The sequence below is a fragment of the Bacillus sp. XT-2 genome (genome assembly GCF_025696525.1).
Classification (GTDB): domain Bacteria; phylum Bacillota; class Bacilli; order Bacillales; family Bacillaceae; genus Bacillus; species Bacillus halotolerans.
The window spans coordinates 104,810-117,168 of the sequence record NZ_JAHVOC010000009.1; the positions used below are offsets into that span (position 1 = coordinate 104,810).

At 50.2% G+C, this 12,359-nt stretch carries 10 protein-coding genes; all 10 read right to left on the reverse strand.

The features are described from left to right. Nucleotides 1–7 precede the first annotated feature (7 nt). The 10 genes from KXD37_RS20175 to KXD37_RS20220 all read right to left on the reverse strand — a co-directional run bounded on the left by KXD37_RS20175 (nt 8) and on the right by KXD37_RS20220 (nt 12,334). On the reverse strand, nt 8–1,846 hold the full coding sequence (locus KXD37_RS20175; RefSeq protein WP_263463712.1) for a rhamnogalacturonan lyase: 1,839 nt from the start codon (nt 1,844–1,846) through the stop codon (nt 8–10). 49 nt (nt 1,847–1,895) lie between these two features. Continuing rightward, nucleotides 1,896–3,758: a rhamnogalacturonan lyase gene (locus KXD37_RS20180; protein WP_263463713.1), complete on the reverse strand. Its 1,863-nt coding sequence runs from the start codon at nt 3,756–3,758 to the stop codon at nt 1,896–1,898. Nucleotides 3,759–3,879: 121 nt separating this feature from the next. Then, nucleotides 3,880–4,509, reverse strand: coding sequence for a YesL family protein (locus KXD37_RS20185; RefSeq protein WP_105991310.1), 630 nt, complete (start codon nt 4,507–4,509; stop codon nt 3,880–3,882). Next, complete coding sequence (locus tag KXD37_RS20190) at nt 4,506–5,168, reverse strand: YesU family protein (protein ID WP_106022444.1); 663 nt, start codon at nt 5,166–5,168, stop codon at nt 4,506–4,508. The genes KXD37_RS20185 and KXD37_RS20190 overlap by 4 nt, the downstream gene beginning before the upstream one ends. Further along, nucleotides 5,161–5,859: a rhamnogalacturonan acetylesterase gene (locus KXD37_RS20195; RefSeq protein ID WP_106022445.1), complete on the reverse strand. Its 699-nt coding sequence runs from the start codon at nt 5,857–5,859 to the stop codon at nt 5,161–5,163. The genes KXD37_RS20190 and KXD37_RS20195 overlap by 8 nt, the downstream gene beginning before the upstream one ends. A gap of 13 nt (nt 5,860–5,872) precedes the next feature. Further along, nucleotides 5,873–8,158 carry an AraC family transcriptional regulator gene (locus tag KXD37_RS20200; RefSeq protein WP_106022446.1) on the reverse strand — a complete coding sequence of 762 codons (2,286 nt, stop codon included), beginning with the start codon at nt 8,156–8,158 and terminating at the stop codon, nt 5,873–5,875. A gap of 22 nt (nt 8,159–8,180) precedes the next feature. Further along, on the reverse strand, nt 8,181–9,215 hold the full coding sequence (yesR, locus tag KXD37_RS20205; RefSeq protein ID WP_106022447.1) for a rhamnogalacturonyl hydrolase YesR: 1,035 nt from the start codon (nt 9,213–9,215) through the stop codon (nt 8,181–8,183). A 15-nt stretch (nt 9,216–9,230) separates the two neighbouring features. Further along, a complete protein-coding gene (locus KXD37_RS20210) occupies nt 9,231–10,121 on the reverse strand; it encodes a carbohydrate ABC transporter permease (RefSeq protein ID WP_101863659.1) in 891 nt (296 codons plus the stop codon). Between the two features lie 3 nt (nt 10,122–10,124). After that, nucleotides 10,125–11,054, reverse strand: a complete 930-nt coding sequence (locus KXD37_RS20215; protein ID WP_038954162.1) for a carbohydrate ABC transporter permease — start codon at nt 11,052–11,054, stop codon at nt 10,125–10,127. Next, on the reverse strand, nt 11,051–12,334 hold the full coding sequence (locus KXD37_RS20220) for an ABC transporter substrate-binding protein (protein WP_024120496.1): 1,284 nt from the start codon (nt 12,332–12,334) through the stop codon (nt 11,051–11,053). The genes KXD37_RS20215 and KXD37_RS20220 overlap by 4 nt, the downstream gene beginning before the upstream one ends. Between the last annotated feature and the right edge of the window lie 25 nt (nt 12,335–12,359).

A 12,359-nucleotide genomic window follows, 5' to 3' on the forward strand; every position in this document is an offset into this window, starting at 1 on the left:
ATTCCTCCTAAAGCGGCGTCTCCGCTTTGTTTCCCGCTATGTACAGAGCGGGCTTCGGCGGTTTTTTCATTCCTGTTCCGAGATAAAAGCTTGTGTGCGGCGGCTGGTTGTACGCGGTGTTCTGCCAAGCGATTCCAAGCCTGTAAACCGGATCGTGCATCAGTGTGTAAAAACGATGTCGGGTAAGGTGTGTCGTTGTATAGATACGGAGCGCACTGCTGTCTTCGGTTCTCCAAATGACCTCTTCCCGCCAGTCTCCGAACAGGTTGGCCTGAAGAACCGGGTTTCCTTTTGTCCCGTTGTTGGACAGCACACCTTCCGGCTGAAAAATCGTATTTAAACAGCGGTTTTCAGCATCCCACTTTTCAATCTTTGGTTTGCCGATCGTTCCATTCCATTCATGATCCAACAGCTCCCTGACCAAGTCCCCGTCCCACCAAATGGAGAAATTGGCGGAAGCAGGCGCTTTGTCGCTGATTTTTTCTCCTTTGCTCGTATAGAACCCATATGACATTCCTTCATTGCCCGGCGGATCGATTCCCCAGACGAGCGATCCCTTGTACCGAGGGTCAATGTGAGCCGCCATTCCTCTGCCGACATCTGTTCCGGCATGGACGCCCCATAACACCTCGCCCGTTCCGGCATCACGCAGCGACAACCCATACGGCTTGCTTGCGTCCTCATGAACCTGAAACACTTCAAGCCCTTTGCGTGACGGATCTAGATCGCCGACGTGCATGGCGTCTCCGTGTCCGAGTTCCGTCGTGTACAGACCGGTTCCGTCATGATCAACCGCCATGGCGCCGTAAATAATTTCATCCTTTCCATCTCCATCAACATCGGCAACGCTCAAGCTGTGGTTGCCCTGTCCCGCGTATGCTTCATGCCCCGGCTGATTGGAATCAAACGTCCAGCGTTTCTTCAGCCTGCCATTCCGGAAATCATAAGCGACGAGTACTGTTCTCGTATAATAGCCCCGTGCCATCACCAGGCTCGGCCGCTCTCCATCCAAATAAGCGATTCCGGCGAGAAAACGGTCCATGCGGTTTCCGTAGCCATCTCCCCAATCCTCCAGTTTTCCCCGAGGCGGTTCATAATCGACAGTCGTGAGCGCTTCACCGGTTTCCCCTTTAAACACTGTCAAATATTCCGGACCTGACAGAATACGGCCCTGCTCATTCCTGAAATCGGCACGCGCTTCACCGATGATGTTTCCTTTGCCGTCTATTGTGCCGTCGGCTGTTTTCATAGCGATTTCTGCTTTTCCGTCACCGTCTAGGTCATAGACCATAAACTGCGTGTAATGGGCGCCTGCTCTGATATTTCTGCCGAGGTTGATCCGCCACAGAAAAGTGCCATTCAGTTTATAGGCGTCAATGAGGACGTCTCCGGTATATCCGTCGTGGGCGTTATCTTTTGAGTTGGACGGGTCCCATTTCAGGATGATTTCATATTCTCCGTCCCCATCCACATCTCCGACGCTCGCATCATTGGCGCTGTAGGTATACGGTTTTCCGTCCGGCGTCACGCCGCCTTCGGGTTTGTTAAGCGGGAGCTCGAGAACGTTTTCCCGCCAAACGGGAGCTTCTTTCGAAAGCCTTTCTTCCCGGCCTTTATAGACAGCCGCCACTTGATAGAGAGAGTCCTCCGTTCCCTTTTCATCCAGAAAATTGGTGCTATCCGAAATCGGTTTGCCAGTGATCCGATCTCCGTTCCGATAAATGTGAAAAGTAACAGTCTCATGATCGGTTCCGAGAAAACGCCAGCTCACAAATACGCCTTGCTCCGTTTTGACCGCGATTAGGCCTCTGGTCAGGTATTCCATTTGCCTCTTTTTCGGTTTCATTTTAAATGGGAACGGGCCAAGCGTGCGGCCCGTTCCTTCCCCCCTTCTGTTAAGGCGTATACATATTCGGTTTAGACTGTGCCGCCATGCCGTCTCCTAAAAAGAAGCTTGTATGCGGCGGCTGGTTATACGCGACATTTTGCCAGGCAATGCCGAGCCGGCACACAGGATCATGCATCAGCGTATACAGCCTGTGCTCGGTCGGAATTGTGGTGGTGTAGATGCGGAGCGCACTGCTGTCCTCGGTTCTCCACACAGCTTCCTCCCGCCAGTCACCGAGCAGATCAGCCTGAAGAGCCGGTGTTGCTTTTGTAGAGTTATTGGAGGCAGCACCTGATGCAGTCAGCAGGTTTTTAGAAACGCCGTTTTGATAATCCCATTTATCGATCCTGTTGCTGTCCAGCTGTTCCCGCAGCAGGTCACCGTCCCACCAGATGCCGAAATTGGTTGACGATGGCACACTGCTACCGATTTTGGCGCCTTTCGATGTGTAAAGGGAACCGTTCGCCCAAACCTCCTGTCCCGGATAGCGCGGATCAATATCAGCGGCCATGCCCCGGCCTACGTCCTTGCCGGCGTGAACACCCCAAATGATTTTTCCTGTTGCGGCATCCCGGAAAGATAAGCCGTATTGCGCGTTTTTGTCCTCATGAACCTGAAATACTTCAAGCCCCGGACGGCTCGGATCAAGATCTCCGGCATGCAGCGCGTCTCCGTGGCCTAAGCCTGTCGAGTACATGCCTTTGCCGTCATGGTCAACAGCCATTGAGCCGAAGATGATTTCATCCTTACCGTCTCCGTCCACATCTGCAATGCTTAAGTTGTGATTGCCTTGTCCGGCGAAAGCTTGATTACCCGACTTAGAGGAATCCAGCGTCCAGAGCTTTGACAGTTTTCCGTCTCTGAAGTTATACGCAACAAGCATGGTTTTGGCGTAATAGCCTCTAGTCATAATCAGGCTCGGACGCTGTCCGTCGAGATACGCAATGCCCGCAAGAAAACGATCGACCCGGTTGCCGTAGCTGTCACCCCAATCCGATACGTTCCCTCGTGCCGGTTCAAAGTTTGAAGTGACAAGCTCTTTTCCCGTTTCACCTTGAAAGACAGTCAGGTACTCAGGACCAGAAAGCACACGCCCCTGCTCATTTCTGTAATCGGCATTCGCATTTCCGATCACTTTTCCCTTGCCGTCTTTTGTTCCGTCAGCGGTCTTCATCGCCACTTCCGCTTTTCCGTCACCATCCAGGTCATACACCATAAACTGAGTGTAGTGTGCGCCCGCTCTGATGTTTTTGCCGAGACCGATTCGCCATAATCTTGTTCCGTCCAGCTTATACGCATCAATAAACACTTCACCCGTATAGCCGTCCTGTGAATTGTCCTTTGAATTGGACGGATCCCATTTGAGGATCAGCTCATACTGCCCATCGCCATCCACATCGCCCGTACTGGCATCATTGGCACTGTAGGTATAGGCTTCGCCCTTTGGTGTCGTGCCGCCAGCCGGTTTATCAAGCGGAACGGAATGATACGGCTGTGCCCATACAGAGGCTTTTTCAGAAGCGGCCTGCTCGGTTCCGTTTACAACAGCCCGAATGGAATACGATGAGCCAGCTGTTCCGTTTTTATCGATATAATTCGTGGATTTGACAGGCGAAGCATTCAGCTTTTGTCCGTCTCTGTACACATTAAACGTCACAGATGCGTTTTCTGTCCCAAGAAACCGCCAGCTGACAAAAATGCCGCCATCCGTTTTGACTGCCACAAGGCCCCGGTTCAGCGCTTCCATCTGCCGCGCCGCTCCTTCTGCTTTGACAGGAAACACAGAAGCCCCCATCATCAACAACACCAACAATGTGAGAGTGGTAAACATGCTTTTTCTTCGTCTAATCATCAGACAGCTCCTTATCATTTATCTGTAAGCGCTTACTTAAATTGGATTTTATGCGCTTGAGGAGCTGTCTTCAATGTCACTTTTTTGCATAAACGTTTTTGATTGGCTGCACTTTTTTGCCCGTTTGTCATTTTTTTGTTTATCCGGCCTGATGGCGGTGCTGCGCCTCTGTTTTTTGAAACCCTCTGAAAGCAAAAAACATCGACACGAGCCCAAATAAACTTGGGCCGTAAAATGGGATCAGGCCTGGAAGCGTATACAGCAAATAAAGCACAAATCCGCAGCCGATCAGCATGCAGCCGGTGGTCAGCGGCCGCATGGCGCCAAACAGCAGCGCTTGGGGAATATATTGGCGAAGCGGAAGCTCGTAATGCACATAAAGAGGAAACACATACATGAGCGCGACGGTATACAAAAGCCCCGCCAAGAGGGTGCAGCTCGTCACGGTAAAGGACAGCCAATCCGCACTTGCCGAAAAATAATAATAATTAGCCGACAAAATAAGCAAAAGGGCAAAAAACGCAAGTCCAATCGCATTGACCTTCAGAAACTCTTTTTTGTAGGTCTCCAGAAATAACGCAAATACCGGGACATCTTTTTGTCCCATCAGCCATTTCCGTATGACGGCACACATCGCGGCTGTGCTCGGCGCCCATCCGAAAAGAACGCCGCCCAAAAGTGTAAACAACAGCCACAGCCCGTTCAGCCACGCGATTTTCACAACCGCTTCACAGCCTGCATAAAGCGCATCCGTCACAGTCGTCTTCATCTTCTCACCGCTTGGTGCACAGACAAATCACGATAAGCGGCTTTCATCGGCGCCATTTGCCTCAGCCCGATTTTTCCTTTTGTTAACACAGGTCCGAATGTGCTTCCGTCATCCTGCCACTCCAGAATGGGCAGATCATTGATCGAAAAATGCACATACCCTTTATCCTTAATAAGCTTCATATGATACGGGGAATCAGCGTCGTCCGGAGAAGGCAGCGGATCAGCTCCCATTGCAGCGAGGTGGAAACCGCGGCTTTTTCTTAAATTGCAGGTGCGGAACGCTCTTTCCTCCGGGTATTTTCTGCGGAAATACGACAGATGGAGCGCATTGATGTCTCCGGAATGGTATTCGGGGTACTTTCCTGTTCTTTTCTTGAGTCGCGGGTCAAATAAGTCCTCGCCTCCGATGCCGGCAGCCGCGAAAAACAGCATACACAGCCCCGGCTGTTCAATCGGGTAAAAATCCCACTTCACAATGATGCCGTCGGGAAATGTTTCCGGGCACCAATAAACAAAGTGCGCTTCGTCCTGTACATGTGACAGGTGCATACGGTGATCTTCGAATGAAACCTGCCCGCCTCCCTCCATCCGCCAGTCCTTCACATCGCTTGCTGAACGGAGCGGATTGCGGTACAGGCATGCGCCTTCTTTATACATGTTCTTTCCCCTCCCGGCTCACGAGATGGTCCTTCAGCGGAAAGCCGATTTCTTCGATGCCTTCAGCAACGAGCTTCGCAACCTCCATGGCCCCTTCTTCTGAAAAATGCGTATTATCCTCAATGCCATCTGGATAATTCGGATGTTCATTCGGCTGGAGCCACACGAACAAACACTTTGACTCCTCCGGTCCGTATGCTTCATAAAGCGCCTTTGTTTTCGTTAACAAATCAATGACCGGCACATCAAGCTCCTTCGCTAACGCTTTCATCGCATCCGGATACTCACCGAGCGTGTGCTCAATCCTTCCGTTTTCATCAAAGCGGCGGCGCTGCACCGATGTAACAAACACAGGCTGTGCTCCTTTTTCTCGTGCTGTTTCCGCAAACAAAGTGAGAAATTGCTGATACGTCGAGTACGGCTTCGTCCCCCGCGGTTTCTGGTCATTGTGGCCGAATTGGATAAACAAATAATCGCCTTGTGCTATGCACTCAGCAATCGCCTGAAGCCTTCCTTCCTCCACAAAAGAGTTGGTGCTCGCTCCCCCTTTGGCGTGATTGCGCACTTTCACCTGTTCAGTGAACAATTGACCGAAAACCTGCCCCCAGCCTGCCATCGGCGCTTCATGCGGCGGGCAGTCGCTTACGGTGGAATCCCCTGCTAAAAACACCTGAATCGGTTTTTCCATCACATGTCCTCTCCTTTCACGGCGTTTCCTGATACATTTGCCTGAAAACTCCCGGCGGCATGCCGACCTGCTTTTTAAAAATCCGGTTGAAATAATTGTGGCGATAGCCGACTTCTTCTGACACATCATGAATTTTTTTATTTGTATTTACCAGCAGTTCTTTTGCTTTTTCAATTCTGATGCGGGTCACATAATCAATAAAATTAACGCCCGTCACTTGTTTAAAGGCCTTGCTCAAGGTATAAGAATTCATGCCCAGCGCATCCGCGCAGCTTTCAAGAGAAAGATCCGCCATATACTGCTCATGAATCATCGCAATCACACGTTCTGCCACCTGTTTTTGCTGTCTGTTTTTCCTGCCTTCAAGCTTGGCGAGGTACGGGGTGACAACCGCATCCATCAGCCAGGCAGCCGCCTGGACAGGCTCATGCAGCTCGGATATTTCCCGAAGCATATCCCTGTTGCCAAACAGCTCGCTCGGATGAAGGCTGGAATGCAGAATATCCTCCTGGATGCGGGAGAACAGCTGAATCAGCGCAGAATGCACTTGTCTGTCGCTGACCGCCTTTTCGGCCAGTTCATCCATACATAAGCGAATCAGCTCTTCTGCTTCCTCTTTTCTTTCCAGCCGAATGGCCTGAACGATTTGCTTTTCAAGTTCAAAAGGATAGCAGGGTGCGGATGGCTCAGCCTGAAAAACATCATCCTGCAAATCTATGATCTGATGGCAATTGGCAAAACACCTGCGGGACTTGCCGCTTTTCACATCCTTAAACAGAGATGGGATATCCATAATACGGGCCGATTGCCTGCTCATTGTTCCGGTCAGGCTTAGTCCCGTGACAGCACCAAATATGCGGGCCAGCTCTGAAACATATCCCCTCAGATCCGAGCCGCTCGTTTTCATCACAAGCACGGTGACGGAAAGGCGGCCAATATCAAGAATTGAAGGGTGAAAACGGCGGTTTGCCGCAAGTTCCTCATGTAAATTGGTCAGTGTAAACACAGCAAGCTGTTCATCATCGGCATAGAACATGCTCTTATCACCACGAAGCCCTGTCACCTGAAGATCAAGCACGTGAAACACGTGTTCTCCGATGTCCCAGCCCGCATCCTCCATCCGCGATCTGAGACTGTCCTCTGTGTCATAATAAAAATCACCCTGAAGCAGATGCTGCAAAAAACTCTTTTTCATATGGGGCGTCTGCCGGAGCAGTTGCTCTTGAAGCTTTCGGCTCTCAAGGGAAAGATCATGCCATCTCTTTTCTATCCACTTAAATTCATCCTGACCTGACGCCTGCCATGTTTTTCTCTCTCCTCCCGTAAACAGTCCGAGCAGATGCTGAATCGGTCGATAGATTTTCTTTGAAGCGTACCACGTCATGCACACAGCCAAGCCGATACAAATGACAAGCATCACAATAATCACCTTTGATAAAAACACCATCGGCGCTGTAATGGCTGAAAGAGGCGCTGCAGAAACAAAGGTCCACTTCTGATGCATTCGCTTCATTTCTCCATAGGAGACGGAATACACCGTGCCGTCCCAATCCATCTGAAAATGGCCTTTCTTGTGAGGCTGTTTTTTCACCTCATTCATTAAAGCATTTTCAAAATCCTTTTCTCCTCTATGGAAAAGCACCTCTCGCTTTTGATCCAGAAGAAGCGCGCTGCCTTCAGGGTAAGGAGACAAACTTTGCAGGAGCGCCTCCATTTCTTTCGGATCTACCGTCAGCATGATCGCGCCAAACGGTTTCTCAGCCGCACCCGGAATGAGCTGAATCAGCGCGGCGTCTTTTCCCGATCGGCTCCAATAAATACTCCGATCGGAGTCGAGAAGCGAGCGGTATTTGCGAAGCATATCCTGTTCTGTCAGTGCGCTGTATTCGGGGCTCAGCACAAGAGGCCGGGGGCTGTTCAGAAAGATAGAAGCCTGCTGAATCAGCGGCTGCTGGTCCCGCAATAGAAACAGCTTTTTCGTTATTTGATAGGAGAATGTAAAGTCTTTCTCCAAATCCTTCTCGGCCAATCCGTTCATCAGCGAGGAATCGTATGCCATTTGGGCAAGTGTCAGCTCAAGGTCTTCCAGCTTCTCATCCATCCGGCTGACTTCACGCGCCACCTGTGTTTCATGCGACTTTTGCAGCTCTTTCTCCACCTTATCGATAGACAAAAAGTAGATGGCCCCGCCTGTCAGCAGTCCGGGAATACAGGCAATCAGCAAAATGAAAACAAAGTTTCTTTTGAAATACGTTCCCTTCCAGTGTGAAACCCGTTCTTTCTGTTGAGGCTGTTTTTTCATCCCTTTCCCCCCGCCGCCGTCTTTACTGATATACGCGTTTTTTCGTTCTCAGCACATCAGCGAGAAATGTGAGTGCAAGCCCCTGACCCCAGCCTTGTATTCGTTTGTAAGGCACTTGTTTGTATCCTTCCGCATTTTTCATGACGGCTGTGCCCGCGGATACTTTGCTGACACGTCCGTCCTCTTCCACCGCATCCAAAATGGCGGCAAGTGATTTCTGCGCGTATTTTGTATAGAGCTTCCCGCTCGACAGCAAAGCAGAAGCAATGCCCGCCGATGCCGAAACCTCCAAATACGAATCCTGATCATCCAAAATGGTATGCCACAGCCCTGAATCGTCCTGCAGCCGGACAAGCGCGCTCAGCTGGTCTCTGAGCGATCCGTCAATGATCATAAAAGAAGGATGCGTCACCTCAATGAGCGGGAGCGCTTTTGCCATCGTGAGCGCAGCCCAGCCATTCGCCCGCCCCCAATAAATCCCCGACAGGTGGTTTTGCGCTTTGTTGTCCCAGGCATGGTAATACAGATTGGTTACGGGGTCCTGCAGCACGTCCTCATGTCCATGAAACTGGCGCAGGCCGTCCTCGAAGTAATCCTCCCGCTCCATCACACGGCCGATTCTCAGCATAAACAGCCCCGCCATCATCAGCGTGTCCGCCCACGCCTGCTCAGGAAACACATAATCCGCCGAGTTCACCGTATGCTGAAGAATACCTTCTCCAAAGCGCGGCGCATGATGAAGCACATATTCCGCCATCTCGCCAGCCGTTTCCAAATAGACGTGATCTCCCGTCACCTGATGCAGAAACAAAAGCGTATGGCCGATTGATACACCGTTGATCGACAGCGGCGGCAGCCCATCCTCAAGCTGTTCATCCACCCACGTTTTTAACAGTTTGATATACTCCTCGTTTTCCGTCGCTTCATACGCCTCCGCCACGCCGTAAAATGCGACGCCGCCTGGCCAATCCCACGCAAAATCCATTTGAAATGTCCGTTTCACGATTCGGTCAATAACGGCTGTGACCTTTTCTTCATCAAAGATAAGCTGTGCCATCTGCAACACTCCTTTTTATTTTAATCCGGTCGTACTGATGCCCTGAACGATATATTTTTGAAACAGAAAGAATACGAGAATCACAGGCAGCAAAGAGACGGCCGACATGGCAAACATCGCGCCCCAGTTCGAAGCGGATTCCGTATCGAGGAAAAGCTTCAGCGCAAGTGAAACAGGATAAAGCTCCGGCTTATTCAAATATAAGAGCGGCTGAATCAGCTCCTCCCACTTCCAATAGAAAGAAAAAATCGCAGACGTCGCAAGCGCCGGTGCAATGAGCGGCAGAATGATCCGCCAAAAACAGGCAAAGCGCCCGCACCCGTCGATTCTCGCTGCTTCATCCAGCTCCTCAGGGATCGTCCGGATAAACTGGATCATCAGAAAGATAAAAAACGCATGCCCGAAAAATTGCGGAACAACAATCGGTTTAAATGAATTCAGCCAGTCTAATTTCGCAAACATAATGTACTGCGGAATCATCAGCACTTCATGCGGCAGCATTAACGTCCCCATCATACAGGCGAACCAAAATGCTTTTCCTTTAAACGGGATGCGCGCAAAGCCGTAGGCAATGACAGCCGATGACAGAACGGCGCCGATTGTAGACAGCCCGACAATGATCGCCGAGTTTTTAATAAAGGCCCAAAACGGCTGACCCGCAATGCCCTTCCACCCTTCAGCATAGTTGCTGAGAATAAAAGGATCTGGAATGAGAGAATGAGAGGTTGTGAAAATACTGGAGCTTTCTTTAAAAGAACTGACAAACAGCCAAATGACGGGATACAGCAATAACACCGCCAGTGACGCCGTAAAAACATGGAACAGAATGCGTTTTGGCCTGATGCGCCCGGCTTTTTTCCCTTCAAACACCGGGGCTTGCCTGACAGGCTGGTTGACCGGCTCCATCCGTTATTCCTCCTTTGATTCGTAGTGAACCCAATATGATGATGTTTTAAATAAAATCAGCGTAATCAGCCCGACAATGATCAGCATGATCCACGCCATCGCCGAGGCGTAGCCCATTTGAAAATAGTTAAACGCCCGCTGGAACAAATAGAGTGAATACAATAGCGTCCCGTCAAGCGGACCGCCCTCGCCTTTTGAGATGATATAGGCTGGGGTAAAGGTCATAAAAGCAGAAATCGTCTGCATGACCAGGTTAAAGAAAATAATCGGCGTCAGCATCGGAAGCGTGATCCTAAAGAAGCGCTGCACGCGGTTTGCGCCGTCCACGCTGGCCGCCTCTAAGTACGATGCCGGAATGTTTTTCAGCCCGGCCAGAAAAATCAGCATGGATGACCCAAACTGCCAGACGGACAGCAGAATCAGCGTCCATAACGCGCTTGTCGGGTCTTGGTACCAGAGAATTTTTTGATCGATCCCGACAAAAAACAGCAGCGCATTGATGACCCCGTCATTGCCGAAAATATTGCGCCACATAATGGCAACAGCCACACTTCCGCCGATGATAGAAGGCAGATAAAACAGCGTCCTGTAGATAGCCGTCCCCTTTGCCGCATTGTTTAAAATGACGGCAATAAAAAGCGCGAAGCCGAGGCGGAGCGGAACCCCGGCAAGCACATACGTGAAAGTGACCTTCAGCGACTGCCAATACTTTTCGTCACCCGTAAACATTTCCTTATAGTTATCGAGCCCGATCCATTTCGGCGCCGTAAACAAGTCGTAGCTTGTAAAGGACAGAAACAGGGACGCGCCCATCGGAATCACCGTAAAACAGAAGAAGCCGATAATAAACGGAGAAATAAAAGCATATCCCGCCAGATTGTCTTTTCTCATACTCCGGCTTATTTTCATTCTGTCAGCCCCATTTCCCGTCAATTATTCCTCTCTAAAATGTCATTGGCCTGCTTCCGGAATGTTTTGGCGGCTTTTTCCGGCGATACCTTCTGATACAGAATCTGATCAGACGTATCCTTCAGCAGCTTAATAACCTCCGCGCTTCCCACCGGCTCTGGCGGATCGGCTTTGCTGATATTTTTCGACGCGGCTTCCACATATTCCACAATGTTGGCCTCTTCCTCATTCAGCTCCGGTTTAATCGCATCTGCCACCTTGTCGGATACCGGAACGCCCCGCTCGCCTTTAATCAGCTGGTTCGCTTCTTCATTATTCACGAAGAAATCAATAAACTTCGCGGCCTCTTTTTTATGCTCTGAGCTTTTCGGAATAGAAAACAGCATACTCGGCTTCAGCGTCAGCGCTTTGTCCTTCATTTGCTGCGGCGGCAGATAGAGAGAAAGCGGCGAGTCTGTCAGCCGGGCAAAGCCTAAATATTGATTCGAGTAGTTCCATGTAATGGCTGATTTGCCTTTGACAATAAAGTCATCTTCCATCCCCTTAATTTGGGCGCTTTCGTCCGGTGTTGGCGATGTTTTTGCTTTGACCAGTCTCAGCTGCCGCTCAAAATAGTCAACAAACAGCTTGTCATCCTGATACGCAAGGCCCGTGCCGTCCTCTTTATAAAAACGCTCACCCTTTGTGCGCAAATAATACGGGAAGAAAATATCAGGCGGGTGCATTCCGTTAGATCCGTATACGCCGGCTTTTTCCTGCAGCTCATACGCCAGCTTCTCATAATCCTTCCACGTCCAGTTTTCCTGATGAATTGAAACACCGGCTTTCTTCAGCAGATCATCATTGGCAATCACAGAAAGCACGTTGACCCCAAGTGTAAATCCGTAAAGCTTTTCGTCAATTTTTCCGCCGGACAGCATATTTTCATCGATTGAACTGACATCAATTGTTCCGTCCTTCATATATGGCGTTAAATCCTCAAGCTGATTTTTCTTTCCGTATTGCGCCAAATATGCCGTATCCATTTGAATGACATCAGGCAGCTGGCCCGCGGCAGACATTGGCGCAAGCTTCTTCCAATAGTCATCCCAGTTCGCAAATTCCGCTTCAATATGGACGTGCGGATTCTTTTTCTCATATAATTCAATGACCTTTGTTGTATAGTCATGCCGCGGCTGTCCGCCCCACCATGCGATTCTGAGCGTAATGTCTTCCTTTTTCCCTGATGCTTCTTCACCCGCAGAACATCCGCTGAAAAACAAGACGCACACAAGTGACAGCAGCACGTAATAAACCTTCTTCACATCAATCCCCCCTTTAATGTAAGTG